Annotated in this window: 24 protein-coding genes and 1 tRNA gene; 14 read left to right on the top strand and 11 right to left on the bottom strand. The window is 65.8% G+C overall.

Going from position 1 to position 24,267, the window contains the following annotated elements:
- Positions 1 to 36 precede the first annotated feature (36 nt).
- A complete protein-coding gene (locus ACQP1T_RS06040; protein WP_062986428.1) occupies positions 37 to 684 on the bottom strand; it encodes a TetR/AcrR family transcriptional regulator in 648 nt (215 codons plus the stop codon).
- Between the two features lie 180 nt (positions 685 to 864).
- Positions 865 to 1,479, bottom strand: a complete 615-nt coding sequence (locus ACQP1T_RS06035) for a TetR/AcrR family transcriptional regulator (protein WP_433761998.1) — start codon at positions 1,477 to 1,479, stop codon at positions 865 to 867.
- A gap of 284 nt (positions 1,480 to 1,763) precedes the next feature.
- On the opposite strand from ACQP1T_RS06035, the gene ACQP1T_RS06030 reads away from it, so the two are divergent.
- From ACQP1T_RS06030 to ACQP1T_RS06000, 7 genes are all read left to right on the top strand, one after another.
- Positions 1,764 to 1,834 (top strand) — tRNA-Gln (locus ACQP1T_RS06030).
- Between the two features lie 116 nt (positions 1,835 to 1,950).
- Positions 1,951 to 3,441 (top strand): bifunctional UDP-N-acetylglucosamine diphosphorylase/glucosamine-1-phosphate N-acetyltransferase GlmU, encoded by a 1,491-nt coding sequence (glmU, locus tag ACQP1T_RS06025; protein WP_433758940.1) that lies wholly within the window; start codon positions 1,951 to 1,953, stop codon positions 3,439 to 3,441.
- Complete coding sequence (locus ACQP1T_RS06020; protein WP_433758939.1) at positions 3,438 to 4,418, top strand: ribose-phosphate diphosphokinase; 981 nt, start codon at positions 3,438 to 3,440, stop codon at positions 4,416 to 4,418. The genes glmU and ACQP1T_RS06020 overlap by 4 nt, the downstream gene beginning before the upstream one ends.
- Before the next feature lie 114 nt (positions 4,419 to 4,532).
- Positions 4,533 to 5,108, top strand: a complete 576-nt coding sequence (locus ACQP1T_RS06015) for a hypothetical protein (RefSeq protein ID WP_433758938.1) — start codon at positions 4,533 to 4,535, stop codon at positions 5,106 to 5,108.
- 58 nt (positions 5,109 to 5,166) lie between these two features.
- Positions 5,167 to 5,427 carry a hypothetical protein gene (locus ACQP1T_RS06010; protein WP_433758937.1) on the top strand — a complete coding sequence of 87 codons (261 nt, stop codon included), beginning with the start codon at positions 5,167 to 5,169 and terminating at the stop codon, positions 5,425 to 5,427.
- A gap of 27 nt (positions 5,428 to 5,454) precedes the next feature.
- Positions 5,455 to 6,060: a hypothetical protein gene (locus tag ACQP1T_RS06005; protein ID WP_433758936.1), complete on the top strand. Its 606-nt coding sequence runs from the start codon at positions 5,455 to 5,457 to the stop codon at positions 6,058 to 6,060.
- A 33-nt stretch (positions 6,061 to 6,093) separates the two neighbouring features.
- Complete coding sequence (locus tag ACQP1T_RS06000) at positions 6,094 to 6,744, top strand: DUF2461 domain-containing protein (RefSeq protein WP_433758935.1); 651 nt, start codon at positions 6,094 to 6,096, stop codon at positions 6,742 to 6,744.
- Here the strand turns inward: ACQP1T_RS06000 and egtD are convergent.
- The 4 genes from egtD to egtA all read right to left on the bottom strand — a co-directional run bounded on the left by egtD (position 6,741) and on the right by egtA (position 11,379).
- The gene (gene egtD / locus ACQP1T_RS05995; RefSeq protein ID WP_433758934.1) at positions 6,741 to 7,712 is read right to left on the bottom strand and encodes an L-histidine N(alpha)-methyltransferase; all 972 of its coding nucleotides are present in this window, start codon (positions 7,710 to 7,712) and stop codon (positions 6,741 to 6,743) included. The genes ACQP1T_RS06000 and egtD overlap by 4 nt on opposite strands.
- Positions 7,709 to 8,542, bottom strand: a complete 834-nt coding sequence (egtC, locus tag ACQP1T_RS05990; protein ID WP_433758933.1) for an ergothioneine biosynthesis protein EgtC — start codon at positions 8,540 to 8,542, stop codon at positions 7,709 to 7,711. Before egtC ends, egtD begins: the two co-directional genes overlap by 4 nt.
- A gap of 109 nt (positions 8,543 to 8,651) precedes the next feature.
- Positions 8,652 to 9,992: an ergothioneine biosynthesis protein EgtB gene (egtB, locus tag ACQP1T_RS05985; RefSeq protein ID WP_433758932.1), complete on the bottom strand. Its 1,341-nt coding sequence runs from the start codon at positions 9,990 to 9,992 to the stop codon at positions 8,652 to 8,654.
- Positions 9,993 to 10,047: 55 nt separating this feature from the next.
- Entirely contained in the window at positions 10,048 to 11,379 is a 1,332-nt protein-coding gene (gene egtA / locus ACQP1T_RS05980) for an ergothioneine biosynthesis glutamate--cysteine ligase EgtA (protein WP_433758931.1), read from the bottom strand.
- Between the two features lie 268 nt (positions 11,380 to 11,647).
- Here egtA and ACQP1T_RS05975 point away from each other — a divergent pair, with 268 nt between their 5' ends.
- Together ACQP1T_RS05975 and ACQP1T_RS05970 are read left to right on the top strand one after the other, a co-directional pair.
- Entirely contained in the window at positions 11,648 to 12,826 is a 1,179-nt protein-coding gene (locus tag ACQP1T_RS05975; RefSeq protein WP_433758930.1) for an aminotransferase class V-fold PLP-dependent enzyme, read from the top strand.
- Positions 12,827 to 13,744, top strand: coding sequence for a ribonuclease Z (locus ACQP1T_RS05970; RefSeq protein ID WP_433758929.1), 918 nt, complete (start codon positions 12,827 to 12,829; stop codon positions 13,742 to 13,744).
- A gap of 107 nt (positions 13,745 to 13,851) precedes the next feature.
- Here the strand turns inward: ACQP1T_RS05970 and ACQP1T_RS05965 are convergent, their stop codons facing one another.
- Positions 13,852 to 14,442 (bottom strand): TetR/AcrR family transcriptional regulator, encoded by a 591-nt coding sequence (locus tag ACQP1T_RS05965; RefSeq protein ID WP_433758928.1) that lies wholly within the window; start codon positions 14,440 to 14,442, stop codon positions 13,852 to 13,854.
- A 107-nt stretch (positions 14,443 to 14,549) separates the two neighbouring features.
- On the opposite strand from ACQP1T_RS05965, the gene ACQP1T_RS05960 reads away from it, so the two are divergent.
- Together ACQP1T_RS05960 and ACQP1T_RS05955 are read left to right on the top strand one after the other, a co-directional pair.
- On the top strand, positions 14,550 to 15,194 hold the full coding sequence (locus ACQP1T_RS05960; RefSeq protein ID WP_433761997.1) for a lysophospholipid acyltransferase family protein: 645 nt from the start codon (positions 14,550 to 14,552) through the stop codon (positions 15,192 to 15,194).
- 135 nt (positions 15,195 to 15,329) lie between these two features.
- A complete protein-coding gene (locus ACQP1T_RS05955; protein ID WP_433758927.1) occupies positions 15,330 to 16,967 on the top strand; it encodes a fatty acyl-AMP ligase in 1,638 nt (545 codons plus the stop codon).
- A gap of 18 nt (positions 16,968 to 16,985) precedes the next feature.
- Here the strand turns inward: ACQP1T_RS05955 and pth are convergent, their stop codons facing one another.
- Positions 16,986 to 17,567: an aminoacyl-tRNA hydrolase gene (pth, locus tag ACQP1T_RS05950; RefSeq protein WP_062986458.1), complete on the bottom strand. Its 582-nt coding sequence runs from the start codon at positions 17,565 to 17,567 to the stop codon at positions 16,986 to 16,988.
- Positions 17,568 to 17,585: 18 nt separating this feature from the next.
- Complete coding sequence (locus tag ACQP1T_RS05945) at positions 17,586 to 18,191, bottom strand: 50S ribosomal protein L25/general stress protein Ctc (protein ID WP_433758926.1); 606 nt, start codon at positions 18,189 to 18,191, stop codon at positions 17,586 to 17,588.
- 300 nt (positions 18,192 to 18,491) lie between these two features.
- Between ACQP1T_RS05945 and ACQP1T_RS05940 the strand changes: the two genes are divergently transcribed.
- Positions 18,492 to 20,135, top strand: a complete 1,644-nt coding sequence (locus ACQP1T_RS05940; protein ID WP_433758925.1) for a peptide chain release factor 3 — start codon at positions 18,492 to 18,494, stop codon at positions 20,133 to 20,135.
- A 27-nt stretch (positions 20,136 to 20,162) separates the two neighbouring features.
- Here ACQP1T_RS05940 and ACQP1T_RS05935 read toward each other — a convergent pair whose 3' ends face one another.
- Both ACQP1T_RS05935 and ACQP1T_RS05930 read right to left on the bottom strand, forming a co-directional pair.
- Positions 20,163 to 20,717 carry a nuclear transport factor 2 family protein gene (locus ACQP1T_RS05935; RefSeq protein WP_433758924.1) on the bottom strand — a complete coding sequence of 185 codons (555 nt, stop codon included), beginning with the start codon at positions 20,715 to 20,717 and terminating at the stop codon, positions 20,163 to 20,165.
- 101 nt (positions 20,718 to 20,818) lie between these two features.
- Positions 20,819 to 21,697, bottom strand: a complete 879-nt coding sequence (locus ACQP1T_RS05930; RefSeq protein ID WP_433758923.1) for an Abi-alpha family protein — start codon at positions 21,695 to 21,697, stop codon at positions 20,819 to 20,821.
- A gap of 374 nt (positions 21,698 to 22,071) precedes the next feature.
- On the opposite strand from ACQP1T_RS05930, the gene ACQP1T_RS05925 reads away from it, so the two are divergent.
- A complete protein-coding gene (locus ACQP1T_RS05925) occupies positions 22,072 to 23,346 on the top strand; it encodes a DUF445 domain-containing protein (protein WP_433758922.1) in 1,275 nt (424 codons plus the stop codon).
- On the top strand, positions 23,343 to 24,248 hold the full coding sequence (locus ACQP1T_RS05920; protein ID WP_433758921.1) for an Abi-alpha family protein: 906 nt from the start codon (positions 23,343 to 23,345) through the stop codon (positions 24,246 to 24,248). The genes ACQP1T_RS05925 and ACQP1T_RS05920 overlap by 4 nt, the downstream gene beginning before the upstream one ends.
- The last annotated feature ends 19 nt before the right edge of the window (positions 24,249 to 24,267 follow it).

Below are 24,267 nucleotides of genomic sequence, written 5' to 3'. Positions count from 1 at the left end.
GCGTCAACTCGCCGAGCCGAAGGCCGAGGGCAGGGGCTAGGGGACGTAGCGGCGTAGGCGGCGGGCCGCGAACTCGCGGAAGTAGGAGAGTTTTTCTGGTGGGACGATCGAAGGCAAGAAGAAGTACCAGGCGCGTTCCATGCGGGTCGCCATCTGATCGATCGAATCGGTGCCTACCGCGGTGATGTGCACGCCCGCGGTCATTTCCTGCAGCAGCAGGCCGATCACCTCGGCGTCCAGATCAGCCTCTAGGTCGCCTTGGGCGATGGCCCGCTCGGCTAGCACTCGGTAGGTATCGCCCCAGGTCTTGGCGATATTGTCGCCCTGGGCGCCGCGGTAGTCGCCGATCTGATGGGTCAGCTTGAGCATCGCGCCGACCATCGGATCGTTCATGGATAGGTCCGCGACGACATAGGTGATCCCGATACACGCCTCGAGCGCGGGCACTCTGGGATCGAAGAAACCCTGGCACGAACTGACCAGGCGCTCATTGCCCTGATCGACCACGGCGCGCGCTAGCTCTTCCTTCGAACCGAAGTGAAAGTACAAGGCGCCCTTGGTCACGTTCGACTGCGCGATGATCTCGCTCAGGCTCGCGTTCGCATATCCCAAGCGCAGAAAGACATCGGCAGCGCCCGCCAGGACCGAATCGCGGGTGATCTCCGCGCGCGCTTGCCTAGCCATCAGATCCGCCTGTCATCCTTAAAACCAGCCATCCTGAAGTAGACCGACATCCCGAAGTAGACCGACTTACCGCTCGAACAGCACCCTGAGGATGGGTGAACCGTACCACCAGGTGAGCGCTCGCCCGGGAATTCGAGCATTCGGACGGGCACACTGCGCAATTCACTGGCTACCAATGCGTCAGTCCCCCGTGCCGGCGGGCCATTCCGAGCTCAGCTGCGGGTGGGCTTCCAAGTGACTGAGTCCGTTCCAGCACAGGTTCACCAAATGTGCCGCCACAACCTCTTTCGACGGTTCGCGCTCGTCCAGCCACCAGGTCGCGGCGGTCGAGACCATGCCGACCAATGCCTGCGCGTACAGACCGGTCAGACTGGTATCGAAACCGCGGCGCTCGAAATCGCCGCCGAGAATATGCGCGACCTGGTTGGTGGCCTCGTTCAGCAGGCTGGAGTAGCGGCCCTCCGCGGTGGCTGCGGGCTGGTCGCGCACCAGGATTCGGAAGCCGTCGGTGCGTTCCTCGATATAGGTCAGCAGTGCGAGCGCGACCTGTTCGAGCCGGATCCGGGACCGGTTCTGGGTGAGCGAGGAGGTGATCATGTCCAGCAGCATCGACATCTCGCGGTCCACGACCACCGCGTAGAGCCCCTCCTTGCCGCCGAAGTGTTCGTACACCACGGGTTTGGAGACCTGTGCCCGCTGCGCGATCTCCTCGATCGACGTCGCGTCGTAGCCCCGCTCGGCGAACAATGCGCGACCGATCTCGATCAACTGCTGCCGCCGTTGAGTTCCGGTCATCCGCGGCCGGGAAACCTTGAGCGGCTCACCCGAAGACACCGTCCCGCCTCCTCGCGCATGCCAATAGTCGTCGGCCCCAACTGTTCCAGACAGCTCCGACTTCCCCGCCGTCACCCCCGTCTGGGGAGCATTCGCCCAGATAACGCGACCGGTGTGCAGAGATCGCGGTGGGGGGGTACCCCCTAATTCGGCGAAGCAGTTCGACTAACCGGAGGTCTTCATGCGAGGATTCATGCCGTGCCGCTGGCACAGCGGCGGATTTCGCAGGTCCGCCGGTGTGACAATCCGCCGTAGTGTAATGGCAGCACCTCTGATTTTGGTTCAGATAGTTCAGGTTCGAGTCCTGGCGGCGGAGCACATCGGCACGATGGCTTATCGTTGGCCGCGCACATCGCTGAACAAGCACGACGACAGCGCTGACCAAGCACGACGACAGCCCCAAGCACGATGACAGGCAGCCGAGGGAGATCCATGCCACAGCAGACCGCCGTCGTCGTTCTCGCAGCCGGTGCCGGGACGCGAATGCGGTCGAAGACTCCTAAAGTGCTGCATTCGCTGGCCGGTCGAAGCATGCTCGCGCACGCGCTGCATGCGGCCAACGAGATCGACCCCGCGTTCCTCATCACCGTGGTAGGACACGATCGGGAACAAGTCGGCGCCGCGGTCGCCGCAGTCGCCGCCGACCTCGGCCGCGACATCAGCACCGCCATCCAGGAAGAACAGCTCGGAACCGGCCACGCGGTGCAGTGCGCGCTCGCGGCGGTTCCCGAAGATTTCACCGGTGACCTGCTGGTCACCTCCGCGGACGTGCCGCTGCTCGACGGGCACACGCTGTCCGCGCTGCTCGACGAGCACCGCAGCTACACCGAACGTTCCGCGGTCACCGTGCTGACCTTCGAACCGGACGACCCGAACGGCTACGGCCGCATCGTCCGCGATGCCGACGGCCAGGTCACCGAAATCGTCGAACATGCCGACGCCACCCCGGCGCAGTCGGCGATCACCGAGGTCAACTCGGGTGTCTACGCCTTCGACGCGACCGTGCTGCGCACCATGATCGGACGCCTGTCCACCGCCAACGCCCAGCACGAGCTGTACCTGACCGATGTGCTGCGGCTGGCCCGCGAGGCCGGACACCCGGTGCACGGCGCACGGCTGCTCGATTCGGCCAAGGTCACCGGCGTCAACGACCGGGTGCAGATGTCGCAGGCCGCGCGCACCCTCAACCGCTACATCCTGGAACGGCATATGCGCGCCGGGGTCACGATCATCGATCCCGCGACCACCTGGGTGGACGCGAGCGTGAAAATCGCCAGGGACGCCGAAATCCGGCCCGGTGTGCAATTGCTCGGCGGCACCGTCATCGGTGAGGACGCCGTGATCGGACCGGATTCCACGCTCACCGATGTCATCGTCGGCAATGGCGCGCATGTTATTCGCACGCACGGTGATCAGGCCGTGATCGGTCCCGGCGCGAATATCGGGCCGTTCAGCTATCTGCGCCCCGGCACCGTTGTCGGCGATTCCGGCAAGCTCGGCGCATTCGTCGAAACCAAGAACGCATCGATCGGCGCGCACTCCAAAGTGCCGCACCTCACTTATGTCGGCGATGCCACCATCGGCGAGCACAGCAACATCGGCGCCTCCAGCGTTTTCGTCAATTACGACGGTGTGAAAAAGCATCACACCGTGGTCGGCTCGCATGTGCGGACCGGTAGCGACACCATGTTCGTCGCACCGGTGACGGTGGGTGACGGCGCCTATACGGCGGCGGGTACTGTGCTGCGTAGAAGCGTTCCGCCGGGGGCACTCGCGGTTTCAGGTGGTCCACAGAAAAACATCGAGGGCTGGGTGCAGCGCAACCGTCCGGGGACGGACGCGGCACGGGCGGCGGCGGAAGCCATCGCGAGCAAAGAGATGTCGGGTCAGGCAATCGAGCAAAAGGATGGCAAACAGCAGTGACCGCGTCATGGATCGATAACCAGAAGAACCTGATGCTCTTCTCGGGACGCGCCCATCCTGAGCTGGCCGAGCAGGTGGCCAAGGAACTCGACGTCCACGTCACCCCGCAGACCGCGCGCGACTTCGCCAACGGCGAGATCTTCGTCCGGTTCGAGGAGTCCGTGCGCGGCTCGGACGCCTTTGTGCTGCAGAGCTTTCCGGCTCCGCTGAACCAGTGGCTGATGGAGCAGCTGATCATGATCGACGCGCTCAAGCGCGGTTCGGCCAAGCGGATCACCGCGGTGCTGCCGTTCTACCCGTACGCCCGTCAGGACAAGAAGCACCGCGGCCGCGAGCCCATCTCCGCCCGCCTGGTCGCCGATCTGCTCAAGACCGCGGGCGCGGACCGCATCATCACCGTCGACCTGCACACCGATCAGATCCAGGGTTTCTTCGACGGCCCGGTCGATCACATGCACGCGCAGCTGCAGCTGGCCGAGTACGTGCGCAACAACTACAGCCTCGAGCACATCACCGTGGTCTCCCCCGATTCCGGTCGCGTGCGTGTCGCGGAGAAGTGGGCCGACTCGCTGGGCGGCTCGCCGCTGGCGTTCATCCACAAGACCCGCGACCCGCTGGTGCCGAACCAGATCAAGGCAAACCGCGTGGTCGGTGAGGTCGAGGGCCGCACCTGCATCCTGATCGACGACATGATCGACACCGGTGGCACCATCGCGGGCGCCGTCAAGGTGCTCAAGGCGGCCGGCGCCGGTGATGTGGTCATCGCCGCGACGCACGGCGTGCTGAGCGATCCGGCCGCCGAGCGCCTGGCCAGCTGTGGCGCCAAGGAGGTCGTGGTCACCAATACGCTGCCGATCAGCGAGGAGAAGAAGTTCCCGCAGCTGACCGTGCTTTCGATCGCGCCGCTGCTGGCGCGCACGATTCGCGAGGTCTTCGAGAACGGTTCGGTCACCGGACTTTTCAACGGCAACGCCTGAACCGCACACTTCGTCGCGGCTCGGATTCGGATCCGGGCCGCGACTTTTCTGTTTGTGAGGGTCGCCGCGGCGTGGTACCCATGGCGGATAAGGATGACAAACAGGGGGCGTGCCATGTCGGATTCGGAACCGCATATCAATCTCGGGAAGTCGCAGGACACACCGCCCGCCGAACCGCCGCAGGACACCGTGGACGCGACCGAGGTCTGGTCGGCGGAGCCAGGCAGCGATCCGAGGCCGACTTATCAACCGGGACAACAGTTCTCGCCGGAAACCGCCGCACCGTATACCCCGCCCGCAGGTTATCCGCAGCCCACTGCCTACCCACCGCCCCCGTATCCGCCGAGCTACCCGCAAGCCGGTCCGTACGTCGGACAACCCGGTTATCCGCAAGCGCCCGGTGCTTACCCCGGCTACCCGTACCAGCCCTACATTCCGCCACGGCAATCCGATGTTCCGATCTTCTCGATCATCAGCTTCTCGTGCCTGGCTGCGACCGTACTGTCGGTGGTGATGTTCTGCGGGCTGCCGATCGTGATCACCGGACCGGCGGGCATCGTCCTCGGCATCATCGGCCACAACAAGGGCGAATCGCTGGGCAAGTGGGCGGCCATCACCAATGGTGCGGTGCTGGCGATCGCGGTCATCCTGGTGATCGCCTTCGTCGGGTTCATCGGCGGCTTCAGCTGAACGGTTTCGAACGCCCCGGATCTCGTTTGCCGCCGATGTCGAGGGGGATACTGGGGGTATGGACCGTGACCCGCTCGATATGGACATGGGGGACGACGACCAGGAAGACGAGATCCGCGCATACCGGCGAAATGTCGAGGATCCCCCCGATGACCTGCGCATTCGCTATCACGAAAATGAGGATGACGGCCGACTCGGCATCGACGATGAACTCCGACAGGAGTGGACCCGTCATCGTAAGGCAGCCGAACTCGCCGAAGAGGACGAGCGCCCAGCCGAGGTCGCCGCGATGGAGATCGTCGACGATTCCGACCTATAGCCCGCTCCCCGCCGACAGGAGAGTTCGATGAGCACGCCGCAGCAGGGATCCGAGCGAGGCGATACGTCGCCCGAGAAACCGGTCGGCGAATCCGAGCCGCTCGAATCCTCGGATGCGGCTCGGGCCGCTCCGGCCGCCGGCGGACCGTGGGAGTCGCCACCCGTCGAACCCGCCGCGCAGACACCGGGGCAGCGGGCGGCCGCCGAAACCGCACCAGATCTCGTCGTACAGCCGTCGCCGCCGGAGTCGGCGCAACAGGAACCGTTGAATGACTCGGCCGCGGCACGCTATGACCAAGATCAGCCCGGCACCGTCTATCCGCCGATCACCGACGCCACCCCGGAAACCCCAGACGGCGGCTACCCCGCCTACGCCGGACGCCCCTACCCGACGCCGGAACCACGATCGGGTTCCCAGACGCTCTCGATCATCGGCTTCGTCTGTGCGGGCATCTCATTGCTGTTCTGCCCCTACCTATTCGGCCCGGTGGGCATCATCCTCGGCATCATCGGCCACAAAAAGGGCGAATCCCTCGGCAAATGGGCCGCCTTCGCGTCGGCCATTTCCCTGGTCATCGGGCTCATCCTCGTCTACGCCGTCTTCAGCGGCAGCATGATCCCGGACTCCGAATGACCATGGGCCGGATATCCGGCTAGCGTGGTCCGCATGAGTCGATTCGGTGGGTTCCCACTCGCGGGGCTGGACTTCTACGAGGATCTGGAAGCCGATAACTCGAAGGCCTTCTGGACCGCGCACAAGGATGTCTACGAGGAGGCGGTCAAGGCACCGATGGTCGCGCTCACCGCGGAATTGGAGGCGGACTTCGGAACCGCCAAGATTTTCCGGCCGTACCGCGACGTGCGCTTCAGCAAGGACAAGGTGCCCTACAAGACGGCGCAGGGCGCGGTGGTCAGCGTGGCCCCGGGTACGGGCTGGTATGTGCAGATCAGTGCGGCCGGACTCTTCGTCGGCGGCGGATTCTATGCGGGCTCCCCCGCCCAGATCGCCCAGTTGCGCGCCACCATCGATGACGAGGTCCGCGGGCCGGAGCTGGAGGCGATCCTGGCCGAGCTCACCAAGGCCGGATTCACCATCGGCGGCGAGCAGCTGAAGACCAAACCGAAGGGTTACGACGCCGACCATCCGCGCATCGATCTGCTCCGGCACAAATCGCTGACCTGCAGTAAGGAATACGGCGCACCCGCCTGGTTGGACAAACCCCGCGCCGCGAAGGAGGTCCGCACCGCCTGGGAGACGATGCGGCCCTTCATCGATTGGTTGGGCGCGGTGGTCAGTGGTGCGCCCGCTCGGACTTAACTGCGGGCGGCGAGGACCAGGGCGAAGCGGTCGTCCGGATCGGTCCAGACCTGTTCGGTCCCGAATCCGGCTGCGGCCAGTTCGGCGTCGAGTCCGTCGACGCGGAATTTGGCCGAGATTTCGGTGCGCATCTGCTCGCCACGGGCGAACTGGACAGTGAGGTCCAGTTCGCGGAGCGTCACGGTCATATCCTCGGTGGCCTCCAGGCGCATTTCGATCCACTCGCGTTCGGTATCCCAGACGGCGACGTGTTCGAACTTATCCGGCTGGAAATCGGCGTCGAGGCGACCGTTCAAGACATGCAATACATTTCGGTTGAATTCGGCCGTGACACCGGCCGCGTCGGCATAGGCGGGCACCAGGACGGCGGGATCGATGACCAGGCCCGCGCCGAGCAGCAGCTGCTCACCCGGCTCGAGCACCTCGTGGATGCTGGACAGGAATTCGGCCCGCTCGGCGGGGACGAGGTTGCCGATGGTGCCGCCGAGGAAGGCGATCATCCGGCGGCCGCCACGCGGCAGATTGTGCAGGGTGTCGGTGAAATCGCTGACCACACCGTGCACCGCGAGGCCGGGAAACTCCGCCGCGATCTCCGCGGCGGCGGCCCGCAGCGCCGAGGACGAGACGTCCTGCGGAACATAGGTTTTCAGCGGACCCTCGGCGGTAAGCGCGGATAGCAGCAGCCGGGTCTTGGCGGCCGAGCCCGACCCGAGTTCGACAAGGACCTGCGCCTGTGCGGTGCGGGCGATCTCGCCGACGACCCGCTCCAGCAGCGCGCGTTCGGTGCGGGTCGGATAGTACTCGGGCAGCTCGGTGATCTGCTCGAACAGTTCACTGCCTCGGGCGTCGTAGAACCACTTGGGCGGCAACCACTTCGGGTCGGCGGTGAGGCCGAGCCTGGCATCCGTGCGCAACGCCGAGGTGAGGTCGTCTTCGGATAGATGGATCTCCAGCGTCGGTGCGGTCATAGGAGCGAGCCTTTCGTGCTTGGAACGTCGAGGAGGGGTGTGACGGACAACGCGCCAGGACGTGCGTTGACCAGCTGGCGATCCGGTATCGGCTGCCAGCGCGGGTCGTCGTCGAAGGGTTCCGAGGACAGGATGGCGAAATCATCGGTGACCAGGGCGGATAGCGAGTGGTAGACGGTGGTCGCCCACAACTGCTTGCCGTCACCGAGCAGGAAGTTCAGTCGAGCGCCCGGCGCTTGGGCCAGTACGGCCGCGACCAGCAGACTCAATGCCGCCGGTGCCGCCGCCCATGAACCATCGGGCGTGTCGGTCGAGAGCAGACCGCGCAGCAGCACCCAGAGCGTCGCCGAATCTGTCGCGGATTCGGCCTCCAGCAATCGCACCGAGTCGAACAGCTGGTCGGCGCCGAGTTCGGTTGCGGTGGAGCCGAATTCCTCGGCGACCGCGCTGAGCGCCCGCCGCCAATCGGGCACCACGCCGTTATGGCTGAATGCCCACCGACCGTGCGTGAACGGTGCACAGGCAGTCCGCTCCACCGGCATACCTATGGTCGCCGAGCGAACCGCGGCCAATACGGCCCACGACTCCAGTTGCGGCAGTACCTCTTCCACCGCGGGATCGGTCCAGATGGGCGCGCAGTTGCGATACCGGCTGACGGTCACGCCATCCTGGTCACGCCACCAGGCCACCCCGAACCCATCCGCGTTGATCGTCCCGCCCCCGCGCATATCCTTGGGCGCCCACGCCTGGGTCCGCAGGGAATGCGAACCGAGCGTCAACATGTCGCCCACGCGCACCGGCGGGCCGACGTACCCGAGTTGACGACACATCAGCGCCCACCCCCGCCGAGCACGCGCCGCGCCGTAACACCGCTCGACCGTCGCAGGAAAGCGGCCGACTGTCCGCCGATCGGATTCGGCGCGGCCACCATCGATATCCTCACTCGCCCTCGCCTTTTCGCAGGTCGCGGGCCAGGCGGAAGCCGGAGAAGATCTGGCGGCGGATGGGGTGGTCCCAGTTGCGGAAGGTGCCGCGGCAGGCGACCGGATCGGTGCCGAAGGAGCCGCCGCGCAGGACTCGGTAGTCGCCGCCGAAGAACACATCGGAGTATTCGGCGTACGGGAAGGCGCGGAAGCCCGGATAAGCCTCGAAACCCGATGCGGTCCACTCCCATACGTCGCCGATGAGCTGATGTACACCGGCCGGGGAGGCACCGGCCGGATACGCACCGACCTCGGCGGGTTCCAGATGCCGCTGACCGAGATTCGCGGTGGCGGAATCGGGTTCGGTATCGCCCCACGGGTAGCGGCGGGATGCGCCGGTCTCCGGATCGAAGCGCGCCGCCTTCTCCCATTCGGCCTCGGTGGGCAGGCGCTTGCCGGCCCAGTTGGCGTAGGCCTCGGCCTCGAACCAGCAGACATGCACCACCGGCTGCTGCGGACGCACCGGCGTCATCACACCGAATCCCCGACGCCACCAGTGCCCGGCCGGATCGCACTCCCAGAACTGCGGCGCCACCAGGCCCGCCTGCTGCCGGTGCGCCCAACCGCGCTCGGACCACAGCTCGGGCCGCTGGTAGCCGCCGTCGGCGATGAAAGCCTGGTACTGCGCGTTGGTGATCGGTGCGACATCGATGGCGAAGGCGGGCACATACACCGGATGCGCCGGGCGCTCATTGTCCAGTGCCCATGGGTCGGTTGAGGTGCCCATGGTGAATTCGCCTGCGGGAATGACGACTTCGCCACCGACCGGAGCGGCCGTCGATGGCGCGTCGGGTGCGGAGAGCACAGCGGGACCGGTGCGCAACTGATGGGTGGCGAGCATGGTTTCGTCGTGCTGCTGCTCGTGCTGAGCGATCATGCCGAATGCGAAACCACCGTCGACCAGCGGGTCGCCGCGTAAAGCGTTGGTTTCCAATACATCCCACACCTTGTCGCGCACGCTGCCGACGTAGCCGAGGGCCTGGGTCGGGGTGAGCAGCGGCAGTTCGGGGCGATTGGCGCGAGCGTGTTTGAAGGCGTCGTACAGCTCGTCGATATCGGCGCGCACCGCTTCGCGGCGGCCGACATCGCGGACCAGCCAGAGCTCTTCCTGATTGCCGATATGGGCGAGATCCCAGACGAGCGGGCTCATCAGTCGCGAATGCTGTGCGACCAGCTCTGCTTCATCGAGGGTGGTGAGGCCGATGGTGCGATCCCTTGCGCGGGTGAGCACTTCGGCGATCCGGTCACGCAATTGTTCGGTGCCGGAATGATCCGTTGCGGGGTACTGAATGGTCACGATGGGTATCTCCCGAACTCGTTCTGGTCGGCGACTCGAGGCTGCGGCGCCACGGTCACGGATGGTCCTCGGGCTGATCCGCACTGCGCGAAACGAGTTCATCGGTCGGGGTACGAGCGCTGCGACATCGTTCGGCCGCGGATTCGATCTCACGCGCCGCCACCGGACTCGTCGCGTGTGCCGCGGCCAGGCTCAGCAATTCGACCGCGACACCACGGATCTCCGGATCGGCCAACCCACAGCGCGCCGCATCGAGCCAGCGGCCCGCGAGTGGCGCGGCGAGCGCCGTCGCCTCGGCGACGACCGCGGGAGAAGACAGCAGGGCATCGAAGACATGGATCGGGACGGTCCAGTCGTTATCGGGCTGAGCGTCCAGATAGCGGACCTCGAGGTGTCCGGCGGCTCGCACCGGCGGGAACAGCGTGGTCAGGTGATAGTCGAGATCGCCGACATCGGGCCGTCGGCCGATCTCGTCGTCCAACGCACCGGACAACCAGTCCGCGAAGGTCGCCTCCGGCGGTGCTGACCAACCGGTGTCGCTGCCGTTGTCGGATACGCCATCGGAGCGGCGAACGCACAGCAGCGGGACATCCAGGGCCCAGCGCGCATAGCCGGTGACCGGATCCGGCCAGGACTCCACCGCGGGACGGGTGCGGGCGTGGTCGAGACGCAACCAGGTGCGCATGCGCTGGGATGCCCAGGCACCCGCCGGCGCGCTGTGCAGCTCGGGTGAGCAGGCGAAGGCGGCCAGTAGCGCGGGACCGACCGCGTACAGCGCATTCCACCGGGCGGTGACCTCGGCACGGTCGGCACCGGCATCGACGCTGACTTGCGTCGCGGCGGTATTGCACATCATCAATTTGCCGAAGGGGCCGATACCGCTGAAGGACCGTTCCATGGCGCGATAGCGCGGTAACCGCAGCACCCGTTTCGGGCGGCGATGCGCATCGGCGGCGCCGGAGACGGTGCGGATGGATCGGGATTCGAGCAGATCCCGCAGCATCCGAGCGTCGGCGTGCAGACCCTCGCACAACTGCGCGGCAGCGGCGAACGGGGCGCTGGAGAGTTCGATCTGACCGCCGGGTTCGAGAGTGACCCGGCTGCCCCCTGGCAACGGAAGTGCCGGTGAATCGGGGGCGATGGACCGCGGTGCATAGGGTCCGAGGGCATCTGCGAGTGCAGCCAGCTGCGGGCGGGGGGCGGCCGACGGGCCGGACGACGAACACTCACCCTGCACGGTGAGCCACTCCAGTTCGGCGCCGATGAGCGTCGGTGGTCCCAGCTTGAAGCAGATTTTTTCGAGATAGGCCTCGGCCGCGGCGCGTGAGGACAGCTCGCCGTGCGCCAGCGCTATCACCCGCTCCGGATGTTCGAGCGTGACCGCCATACCAACCTCCACCGTGTGAAACCGGGTAACCGGGGCTGTGCTGCGTATGCGCCGCCGGTCGTTGTTCGGGTAGTTCTGTATCGCCGTGGATGCCGGGCGTATTCCAGTGCAGCGACCCAAACCAGCGTAGCGAGGGGCACCGACAAGAAATGTGACAAGAATCTGAATTCGTGGTCATGCACAGCGGGGACTCGCGCAGCACGGCCCGGGACCTGCGCCGACTCGTGCGACGGCCCAATCCGCCGATTTCGGCGATACTGTCGAGGCCATGCTCGACGAGAATCGTGTACGTGCCGACATACCGGGCTACGGCACCGGATCCGATCTGGTCTTCCTCGACAGCGCGGGCTCCTCGTTACCGCCCCGAGTCGTCGTCGATACCGTTGTGGCGCATCTCCGACGCGAGGCCGAAATCGGCGGCTACCGCGCGGCAAACGAGCGACTCGACGATCTCGCCGCGGTGAAAACCGATATCGGACGACTCATCAACGCCGATCCGACCAGCATCGCGCTCAGCGACAGCGCGACCCGCGCGTGGGCCGACTTCTTCTATTCGGTACCACTCGCACCCGGCGACCGCATCCTCATCTCCGGCGCCGACTATGCGAGCAATGCCATTGCGGCACTCCAGCGCGCCAAGGCGACCGGTGCGGTGGTCGAACAGATTCCCAGCGACGGCAGCGGACAGATCGACCTCGACGCGCTCGCCGATATGGTCGACGAACGGGTCAAGCTGGTGTCGGTGCTGCACGCCCCGACCAATGGCGGTCTGGTCAACCCGGCCGCCGACGCCACCAGGATCGCGCATTCGGTCGGCGCGCTGGTGCTGCTCGATGCCTGCCAGTCGGCCGGACAGCTGCCGATCGATGTGGCCGAACTCGATGTCGACGCGCTCTCGGTCACCGGCCGCAAGTGGCTGCGCGGGCCGCGCGGCACCGGATTCCTTTATGTGCGACCGGAATTGGCCGCATCGATGGAACCGCAGCGACTGGACCTGCACAGTGCGCAGTGGACCGGCCCGCAGGAGTACGACCTCGTGCCCGATGCGAGTCGCTTCGAATTCTGGGAATGCGATGTCGCGGCGCGGCTCGGTCTCGGTGCGGCCGTGCGGTATCTGCTCGAGCTCGGTCCGGAGGATGTCTACGAAGCGATCGCGGTCCGCGCGGAACATCTGCGCAAGTCACTGCCGGAGATCGACGGGGTCACGGTGCGCGACATCGGGATTCGACACAGCGGCATCGTTTCCTTCACCGTCGACCGGAAATCCGCCGTCGAGGTGCGTGATCGCCTTGCGGCACAGAATATTACGGTGACGGCCAGCCATGCCAGTTCTACGCTGCTGGATATGACCGCCCGTGGCCTGGATTCGGTGGTGCGCGCCTCGCCGCACTGCTTCGTGAGTTTCGAGGAGCTGGACCGGTTCGTCGGCGCGCTCGCGGCGCTGTAGATGTCACCCCGCGAACTGGTCGTCCTCGGTACCGCGAGTCAGGTTCCGACCAAGCAGCGCAACCACAATGGCTATCTGCTGCGCTGGGGTGCGGAGGGCATCCTCTTCGATCCGGGCGAGGGCACCCAGCGGCAGATGACGTACGCGGGCGTGTCGGTCACCGATATCACCCGGATCGCGGTGACGCATTTCCACGGCGACCACTGCCTCGGACTACCCGGCATCATCCAGCGGATCAATCTGGACAAGGTCGCCCATCCGGTCGACGTGTACTACCCCGCGTCGGGTGAGGCGTTCTTCGACCGGCTGAGCAATGCCAGCTCGTTCTATCGCACCGTCGAGCTCCGGCCGCATCCGATCGCCGATCCCGGCGCCCTGGACGCACCCGGCGCACCGTTCGTCGTCGAGGCGGTCGCACTGTCGCATCCGGTCGACACCTTCGGCTACCGGCTCACCGAACCGAGCGGTGTGCGCATCCTGCCGGAGCGGCTCGCCGCATCCGGCCTGCACGGCCCTGCGGTCGGACAACTGCAGCGCACGGGCAGTATCGAATTCGACGGGCGCACAATCACACTGGCCGAGGTCAGCGAGCCGAGGCCGGGTCAGAGCTTCGCATTCGTGATGGACACCCGTCTGTGCCCAGGCGTGCTGTCTCTCGCATCGGGCGTGGACATGTTGGTGATCGAGGCGACCTTCCTGGACGCCGATGCCCAGCTCGCCGAGGAATACGGCCACCTGACCGCGGGCCAAGCCGCCCGCGTCGCCACCGAAGCCGGTGTGCGCACCCTGGTGCTGACCCACTTCTCCCAGCGCTACCGCGACCTCGACGCCCACCGCACCGAAGCGGCGCAGCACTTCACCGGTGAGATCGTCACCGCCACGGACTTGGCGAGAATCCCACTCCCGCCCCGCCGTTGAGGCTCGGATCGGATAAGTAGTGGCTATCTCGCACAGGGTATTCGGTATGCGCAGTACGCGGTCGGGTGTGCGACCGCTGATGTGTAGTCGATCGCTGCCGAGCGGACCTACGGCTTTCGGGCCAGGTGCAGTGCGAGAACTTGCGAGACGAGAGCGGGGGTCGCCGTTGCCGGGCCGACGAGGCGCAGACTGCGGTTGGCCTGGAGGGCGGCGATGCCATGCAAGTTGGTCCACAGTGCGATGGCGACGGCCCTCGGGTCGATGACGGTCGGCGCGGCCGCAGCGACCAGCGCGGCGAAGCGCTCGAACAGCGGCAGGGTGATCCCGCGGAGGTTCTCGCCGGACCCCTCCAGTAGGTCGTGGCGGAACATGAGCGTGAACATTTCCGGGCGCTCGCCCGCGAATTCGACGTACTCCGCGGCTATCCGTTCCAGATGTTCCCTCGGCGTGCTCGCGCCCACCTCCACCTTCGCGAACCGCTCGATGAGATCGGCGAAACCGCGTGCGGCGATGGCGGCCAACAGGGCGCGGTGCGTCGGAAAGTGCCTGCGTGGCGCACCGTGGGAGACCCCGGCCGCACGGGTGATCGCACGCAGACCCAACTGGGCCGCACCGACCTCCTCGAGCATGTCGACCCCGGCGCCGACCAATCGTTCTCGCAACGGCTCGCTCATGGAGACATTGTCTACGGCGCTCATGGCTCACTTCTTCCCGACCGCGTCACATACGTAGAAATTCACTATCTGTAGACAATGTCTACGCTCTTTGGTAGACATTGTCTACGACAACTTTCTCGGAGGCTCATGTGTGGTACCGGTTGTTCAAGTACGTTCTGCTCGGCCCGCTGCTGCGGCTGCTCGGCCGCCCCGAAGTGGAAGGGCTGCGGCACGTACCCCGCACCGGACCGGTGATCATCGCGGCCAACCATCTCGCGATGCTCGATTCGATGTATCTCGCGCTGGCCCTGCCGCGCCGGGTCACCTTCCTCGCCAAGCAGGAGTACTTCACCGGGACCGGGTTCAAGGGCCGATTAAAGCGCTGGTTCTTCACCGTCGCGGGTCAGGTCCCGGTGAACCGCTCCGGCGGCACCGCCGCCGCGGACGCACTGGCCGCCGCCACCAAAATCCTGGAATCCGGTGACGTCTGGGCCATTCACCCGGAGGGCACCCGCTCCCCCGACGGCCGCGTCTACCGCGGCCGCACCGGCGCACTGCGTGTCGCCACGGCCACCGGCGCTCCGGTCATTCCGGTGGTGCTCTCCGGCACCGACAAGGTGAATCCGCGCGGGTGCCGGTTGCCGCGCTTCGGAAAGGTACACATCAGCTTCGGCACGCCGCGTTACTACCCGCAGCCCACGTGTCAGGTCCGCGCCGCGACCGACGAACTGATGCGGGAATTGGCCGACCGCTCCGGCCGACACTACGTCGATCGCTACGCCGCCACTTTCTGAAATCGCCCATAACGCCCCACGACACGGACACAGACCTCGGAATGGTTAACGCGGGGACGAATTGGCGGGATAGTTGGGGAGCAGGCCGGTCACCCATGTCCGGCCACCGCATCGGGGTGACAAGGGAGTTGGACTTTGAGCAGGTTCACCGACGAGATGTACGCAACGGCACAAACCTCGAGTCGCGGATTGGTGACCGGGGAGCCCAACGCGCCGTTTCGGCAGACCTGGGGCGAGATCCATCGCATCGCACGGCGGATGGCGGGCGGACTCGCCGAGGCCGGTATCGACCACGGTGACGCCGTCGGCGTGCTGGCCGGGATGCCGGTCGATATCGCACCGGCCTGTCAGGGCATCTGGATGCGCGGCGCGTCGATCACCATGCTGCATCAACCCACTCCGCGCACGGATCTGGTGGTCTGGGCCCGCGATACCGAGACCGTGCTGACGATGATCGAGGCGCGTGCGGTGGTACTCGGCGCGCCCTTCGAGGCCGCCGAACCGCTGCTGCGCGAACGCGGCATCACCGTGGTGCGCATCGATCAGCTGCGCGAGAGCCCGGAGACCGATCCGGTGCCGACCGTCGAGACCGATACCGCGTTGCAGCAGTTGACATCCGGTTCGACCGGATCGCCGAAGGCGGTGCGGATCACGCACGGGAACTTCTACACCAACGCCTACGCCATGTTCGATCGGGTGAAGTTCCAGCTCGACGACGATGTGATGATCAGCTGGCTGCCCCTGTTCCACGATATGGGAATGGTCGGATTCCTCAGCGTTCCGATGCAATTCGGCGCCGAAGTGGTCTGCGTGACGCCGATCGACTTCCTGATGCGTCCACTGCTGTGGGCCGAGCTGATCGACAAGTACCGCGGCACCGTCACCGCGGCACCGAATTTCGCTTACTCACTGCTGGCCCGCCGACTCAAGCAGGCCGAGGACGGCGCCTACGATCTCAGCAGCGTGCGCTATATGTGGAACGGTGCCGAACCCGTCGATCCGGACACCATGGAGTCGTTGGCCGCGGCGGGCAAACGCTTCCGGCTCAATCCGATGGCGCTCACTCCGGTCTACGGCATGGCCGAAACCACACTGGCCGTATCGGTTCCGGATCCCGGACACGGACAGATCCTCGATGTCATCGATGCCGACCTGCTGGAGGCGCTCGGCAAGGCCGTGCCCGCCCACGATCACCACGGCAATGTCCGCCGCATGCCGACGCTCGGCTATCTGGTCGACAATCTGGAGGGTCGCGTCGTCGATGCCGAGCGTCAACCGCTGCCGACCCGTTCCGTCGGCGTGATCGAATTGCGCGGTCCCGCGGTCACTTCCGGCTATGTCACGGTCAACGGGTTCCGCCCGGCACAGGATGCGGACGGCTGGCTCGATACCGGCGATATCGGCTACTTCACCGATGAGGGTCTGATCGTGGTGTGCGGCCGGATCAAGGACGTCATCATCATGGGCGGCCGCAACATCTATCCGACCGATATCGAGCGTGCCGCCATGCGCGTGACGGGTGTGCGTCCCGGCAACGCCGTCGCGGTCCGCTTGGACGCGGGTGAGAAACGCGAAAGCTTCGCCGTGGTAGTGGAAAGCAACGATCACCAGAACGCCGACGAGGTCAAGCGCATCGAACGCGAAATCGTGCACGCGGTGTTCTCCGAGGTCGGCGCTCGCCCTCGCACCGTCGCCGTCCTCGGCCCCGGCGCCCTGCCCAAAACCTCCTCGGGCAAGCTGCGCCGCTCGGCCACCGCGATCCACTTGCACTGAGCCGCAGTCGAATTCGGCCTAGTGCAGTTGGTTCTGGGCCGGTTCGAGCCCGACCCGCAGTAGCAGTTCGACAGCGTCCGCGGCCTGTTCGACGATCACCGGCACTTCCTTGCGCTCCACCGACGAAAACGGTTTGAGCACATAGTCCGCCGGGTCCTGGCGACCCGGCGGACGGCCGATGCCGATGCGGGTGCGCAGATAGTCCTTGGTGGTCAGGGCACTGGAGACCGAACGCAACCCGTTGTGCCCACCCTCGCCGCCGCCGCGCTTGAGCCGGACCTGCCCGAACGGCAGATCCAATTCGTCGTGCACGACGATCACCTCGGTCGGCGGCACCGAGAAGAATTTCGCCAGAGCCGCGACCGGACGCCCGGACAGATTCATGAACGAGCGCGGCTTGGCGATCAATACCTGACGCCCGTCCAGCCGGGCCTGCAGCAGATCCGCACCGGACTTCTTGTGCACAGCAAAACGGCCGCCGACGCGCTGTGCGAGCACGTCGGCGACCAGAAAGCCGATATTGTGCCGGGTGCGCTCGTACTCGGGACCTGGGTTGCCAAGTCCGACCACGAGCGCGGGCCCGGTCGAGGATTCGGTCATCGACCAGATCCGGGGTTCTTACTCGGCGCTCTCGGCCTCGGCGGCGGCCGCGGCGGCCTCCTCGGTCTCCTGCGCGGAGGCCGGGGCGGCGATGATGTTGACGATCAGGGCCTCCGGGTCACCGGCCAGGGTGACCCCCTTCGGCAGCGTGATCCCACCGGCGGTGATCTGGGTGCCCGCCTCGATGCCCTCGATCGAGACCTCGATGGCCTCCGGGATATTCATCGCGTCGGTCTCGATTGACAGCGTGGTGGATTCCTGGGTGACCAGGGTGGCCGGGCCGGGCTCACCGGTCAGCGTGATGTTCACATCGGCGGTGACCTTCTCGCCACGCTTGACGATCAGCAGGTCGGCGTGCTCGATGTAACGGCGAATCGGGTGCACCACAACGGATTTGGTCAGCGCGAGCTGCTTCTTGCCGTCGATGACGAGGTTCAGCACCGCATTGGTGCCGTGCTCGCGCAGGATGGCGGCGAAGGCCTGGGCGTTGAGCGAGAGGTGCTGCGGGTCGGCGGCGTGGCCATACAGCACGGCGGGTACGTTGCCCGCGCGACGGGTGCGGCGGGCGGCGCCCTTGCCGAACTCCGTGCGGACGGCGGCTTCGAGAAGGTTGGCGTCGGACATGACTGGATCTACTCCCTACGGCTCTTCCGGGCTGTCAACAGTGCGCCAGGGACAGTTCCCCCCTGGCAAATGGTTGGTCTACTCGTCGGGCGAAGACCGAACGAGGACGGCCGAGAGCCGAGCCGCGTCGATCACGGTGAACGCATTACGTCTGCGGTCACCCTCGCCGAGACAACCCGAACACCATAGCGCAAGTGTTTATGTCCAGCTGAATCGGGTGCTCGGACTGGCCGGATTGCCGTCACCCCGGTCGCGTACGCTGGAGCGGTTGCCGATCGGCCGTCTGAAAGGTTGTTGCAGTTGACCGCCTCCACTGAGGGTGTCGTCACGCCCGCCCCGCGTGGGTTGTCCGCCGAGGTCGCCCGGCGACGCACATTCGCGGTGATCTCCCATCCCGACGCGGGCAAGTCGACGCTCACCGAGGCGCTGGCATTGCACGCCAGAATGATCTCCGAGGCGGGCGCGATCCACGGCAAGGCCGGACGCAAGTCCACCGTGTCGGACTGGATGGAAATGGAGAAGGCGCGCGGTATCTCCGTCAGCTCGACCGCGTTGCAGTTCAACTACCGCGCCGCGGGCTCCGATATCGATAACGTCATCAACCTGGTCGACACCCCCGGCCACTCGGATTTCTCCGAGGACACCTACCGCGTGCTCACTGCCGTCGACGCAGCGGTCATGCTCATCGACGCCGCCAAAGGCCTGGAGCCGCAGACGCTGAAGCTGTTCCAGGTGTGTCGCCATCGCGGCATTCCGGTCATCACCGTGATCAACAAATGGGACCGTCCGGGCCGCGCGCCGCTGGAACTGCTCGACGAGATCAGCGAGCGGATCGGCCTCACCCCCACGCCGCTGTTCCTACCGGTCGGCATCGCCGGTGACTTCCGCGGCCTGCTGCGTCGCGGCCCGGAAGGTGCGGCCGTCGAATACATCCACTTCACCCGGACCGCGGGTGGCGCGACCATCGCGCCGGAGGAATCGATCGATCCGGAATCGGCCGAGGCCCGTGAGGGTGAGGCGTGGACGACCGCCGCCGAGGAGAGCGAACTGCTCTCGGCCACCGGGCAGGACCACGATCAGGAGATGTTCCTGGCCGGGCAGACCTCTCCGGTCATCTACGCCTCCGCGATGCTGAATTTCGGTGTGCGACAACTGCTGGAGACACTGGTCGCGTTGGCACCGGCACCCGGCTCGCGCGCCGATATCGGCGGCACGCAGCGCAACACCACCGATCCGTTCAGCGCGGTCGTATTCAAGGTGCAGGCCGGAATGGATGCGGCACACCGGGATCGGCTCGCCTTCATGCGGATCGTCTCCGGTGAATTCGAGCGCGGGATGGTCGTCACGCACGCCCAGACCGGTCGGCCGTTCGCGACCAAATACGCGCTCACCGTTTTCGGCCGGGAACGGTCGACGGTCGACACCGCCTACCCGGGCGATGTGGTCGGCCTCGTGAATGCCACCGCACTGGCGCCGGGGCACACGCTGTTCGTGGACAAGAAGGTGGAGTTCCCGCCGATCCCGTCCTTCGCACCGGAGCATTTCGCGGTGCTGCGGGCGCAGAGTGCGGGTAAGTACAAGCAGTTCCGCAAGGCGGTCGACCAGCTCGATTCCGAAGGCGTGGTGCAGGTTTTGCGCAATGACGCGCGCGGTGATGCTTCACCCGTGCTCGCGGCGGTCGGTCCGATGCAGTTCGAGGTGGTCACCGCGCGGATGCTCGCGGAGTTCAATGTCGAGACGCATATGGAGCACCTGCCCTATACGCTGGCCCGGCGCACCGATGCGGAGTCGATGGCCGAACTCGATCGACAGCGCGGGGTCGAGGTGTTCACCCGCTCCGACGGGGTGCTGTTGGCGCTGTTCAGCGACAAGTGGCGGTTGCAGTACATCGAGAAGGAGCATCCGAAGCTCACGCTCGAGCCACTCGTCGCGACGGCGGACTAGCCGGAGTCGACGCTCGGGCCGATGCGCTCAACCGGCCTCGGGCTCCGCCGCCTCCGGCATGGACTCCCGCCGCGGCGGGGCGGCGCCGGGATTGCGTTCGACCGACGCGATGCCGTCCTCGCGCGCGATCAGACCCCAGCGACTCGATGTCAACCGCAGGCTCGGCAGATCGCTGAGCGAGAGCACCACCTCGTAGGTGCGCTCATATCCGGTATGCGCGATGCGCCAGCGACCGTCCGTGCAGCGGACGTAGCGATCGGTATAGAACGCCGCGCCGCGCAGCAGCATATTGTGTGCCGGTATCAGCACGGTGTCGGCGAGATACCAAGTGCCGGTGGCGGTATCGCCGTCGACATCGATCTCCGGATGGTCGCATCGGTGCTCGGTGATGACGTGCGGACCGAGGGTGTTGCGCATGAACGCCAGGAACGCGTCCCGTGACTCGAACGACAGGTATTCGCTGTAGGTGGCGGTCGCCTCCGGGATCATGGTGTCCGCGAATTCATCCCACGACTTGGTGTCGAGGGTGCGCAGATACCTGAACTTCAGGCGACTGATCGCTGACACAGCATCCCGGTCCATAACTCAACAATCCCATTCGAAGCCGCCGCGCTACAGAGATTGGGAGATTTGTATCAGATTGCTATCACTTCGAGCCGAAATCGGCGGTCCAGGCGTTCGGGTCAGTTCCCGATGGTGAAGCAGGTGTTGCAGAAGTCGCTGCCGAATTCGGTCAGCCGCAGACTCTTGCGCACGATCTTGGGCGCCCGTCCGGCCTTCTTCAGCGCCGCCTCGACCACCGGCTGCACCTCGAGCACCATGTACCGGCTGAGCACCACCGGATCATCGGAAACCTGGGTCAGGCCGAGGCGATTGAGGTTGATCAGATAGGTGCGGGCGCGGTCCGGATAACGCACGCCGGCCTGTTCCGGTACCGAAGTGAGATCACCGGTCACCAATTCCGATCCGATGCCGAGCGGACGATTGGTGCGCACATCGACCGTCGGCTGCGGACCGTTCAATGCCATGAAACGCAGAATGCGCGCCTCATCCGGAGCCAGTTCGTCGAGGATCCGGTCATAGGCCGGGTGCACGTCGTCGGTGAAGTAGACATCGGCCGAGCGGGCGAGCAGCGCATCGCCGCGGCGACGCAGCTCTTCGCTGCTGGCCGAGTGCAGCGGCGCGCCGAGGCCGATCGCCGCCGGCTGCGCCGCGCCGTTGGAAGTCGGTACGTAGCTGACGATTTCGCGCACCGAACCCTCGGTGACGCCGAGCGCGCTGCGCGCGATGGAGCGCAACGCATTACCGGTTCGCTCGGCGATATCCGCCGACGACTCACCGTCGAGCGCGGCCTGGGTGATCTCCTTGGTCACCTCATAGGTCGTCTCGACGGCCCACTGACTGCCGCGCACCACGGTGCCCGCCGCAAGCCCCGCCGCTCGGAACACACCGCGAATCAGCCTTGCCTCATTGCTGATCTGCCGCTGTTCGACATCCGAGCTGCGCTCCACCGAGCGGGAACCGGCCCGGGCTATGTCCTGTCCGGTCCTGTCGTCTGTCACGTTCTCTCCGATGTATTGCCAAGTGAACGAATACGCCCACAGATTATTGCCCGCCAGCCTTCCAGGTCGGCGTTACCGTGAGCCGATTGGGCCAGCGAAACACGCCGACCCCTGCTGTCGGACGCGTGATGGTCGCCATTGTCTCCGGCGCTGGTTGACACTACGACATTCTGGACACACAGTGTGACTGATGTCTCAGACAATCCACGCTGGGCCCGAGACACTCGCGGGCTTCTCGGCCGCACAGTAGGGTTCGTCTGCCGACCGGGTGCTAGTTTGGGTTGCCGGTGAGGCGGCGGTCACCGGTATATCGGCAGGAGGGTGTCGTGTTGGAGAGTGTTTTCGGTATTCATCCGACGGTCCTCCTGGAGTTAGTGACTATCCCCCTTTTCACTGGCGTCATCGGTTACATCACCAACTGGACCGGCATCCTGATGTTGTTCAAGCCGGTCGCCTTCCACGGTATTCGTTTACCCGGATTGCGCGCACTGTTTCCCTTCCTGCCCAAGCGAATTCAGGTGCTGCCGCTGCTGAGCTACGACGGCCGAATCGGCTGGCAGGGCATCGTGCCCTCGCGCGCGGACAAAATGGCGAGCATCGCGGTCGACAAGGGCCTGGCGAAACTCGGCAGCGTCGCCGACTTCTATCGCGAACTGGAACCGGACAAGCTCGCCGAACACCTCGCCACTATCGCCGACGCGCAGATCAAGGACATAGTCGAAGAAATCCTGCGCCGCGAACATCCGCAACTCTGGTACAACTTGCCGACCGGGGTGCGCGACATGATTCACGCACGGGTCCGCCAGCAGCTGCCCGATATTCTGCGCGAGCTGACCGAGGAATTGGGCGCCAATATCGATCAGCTGCTGGACGTCAAGCAGATGGTCATCCGTTATTTCCAGGCGCGTCCGCATCTGCTCAACACCCTTTTCCAGGTGCTCGGCGCCAAGGAACTGCGCTTCATGCAGAACTTCGGTTTCTACTTCGGCGCGCCGATGGGTGTGGTGCTGGTCGCCGTTTTGCATGCGACCGGCTGGTCCACGCTGGTGGTGCTGCCGGTCGGCGGCGTCATCATCGGCTGGGTGGTCAACTGGATCGGCCTGAATATGATCTTCGCGCCCGCGTACCCGAAGTGGTGGTGCCCGTGGCGGCAGGGTCTGCTGATCAAGCGGCAACTCGAAATCACCGACGGCTACGCGGAATTGGTGTCCAGTCAGGTGATGACCGTGGCCAATATCGGGGACGAGCTGCTGAACGGGCCGCGCTCGGACCGAACCATGCAGATGCTCGAGGACACGCTGCGCCCCGCCGCGGACCGGGCGCTCGGCCCGGCGCGACCGGCGGTGAAGTTCATGCTCGGCAGCCGGGAATACGACTCGCTGCAGTCGACGCTGACCACCGAGGCGATGTCCATCGCGCCGATCGCCTTCGCGGATCCGGACTTCAATGTCCAGCAGGGTAGGCAGATCAACGACTACATCGCCAAACAGATGTCGGCGCTATCGCCCCCCGACTTCGTGGATATGCTGCGATCGGCCATCAAACAGGACGAATGGCTCCTTTTTCTGCATGGCGGCGTGTTGGGGCTCTTCGCCGGATACGCTCACATCCTGATCTTCGGAACGGGAGTGGCGACAACATGGCTATGACGGAAGCTGGCGGCGACGATCTGCGGGCCACCGGGCGGGGCTCCGAGCGAACCGAGCAGTCCGAAGTGGCCGAAACCGCAAGAACTTCCGAGTCATCCGAGATCGCACGGCTGCCGGTCAGCGCGGTCGAGCCGAAGCGGCAGCCCAACTCCGTGCGCAAGACGGTTCGGGCGACCACCGGAGTCGCCCGAGTCGCGGTAAGCGCCGCGGCCGGAGTCACCGCATGGGGCATCGACACCGCCCTCGGGGTCGGGGCCACGGTGGTGCGCGGCAGTATCGCCGGAAATCCTCCACGTGAGGTACTCGCCGAGGCGGAGGCCGAGGTTCGTGACGCGGTGCGGCGGGCATTGCGGCTGCCAGCCACGCCCGAACAGCCAACGCCCGATGCCCTTCCCACTTTGCGTGAGCAAGGCGCGGCGCTGCTGCGGCTGTCGGCGAGCACGCAGGGCGAGCACCACGAAACCCACCCCGCCTTCGCGCACATGCTCGAGGAGCTGACCCCCGATGAGGCGCGCATCCTGCGCTTCCTGCACCTCGACGGCCCCCAGCCCTCGATCGATATCCGCGCCGGACGACCGCGCGGCATCGGAGTCGAGCGAATCCTCTCCGGACTCAACCTGATCGGTGAGCACGCGGGCCTGCGCTTCCCCAACCGCATCCAGCAATACCTGCCCAACCTGCGCCGCCTCGGCCTGATCGAATTCGTCAAGGAACCGGTGGGCAATCCGAACCGCTACCAGCTGCTCGAGGCCCAATCCCCGGTCCGAGAAGTGTTGAAGCGCTCCGGTTTCGGTACCAAGGTGTACTACCGCAGCATCGCGCTCACCGGCTTCGGTGCGGACTTCGTGCAGACCTGCCTGCCGGTTGTCGTCCAAGACGGGCGCGTCTCCGGCACCAGCTAGCTCGCGCGCCGTCGAGCCG

It is taken from the genome of Nocardia sp. CA-135398 (assembly GCF_050955845.1).
In the GTDB taxonomy this organism is placed as follows: Bacteria; Actinomycetota; Actinomycetes; order Mycobacteriales; family Mycobacteriaceae; genus Nocardia.
Note: the sequence above shows the minus strand (reverse complement) of the source record. Positions and strands in the feature narration are given on the sequence as shown.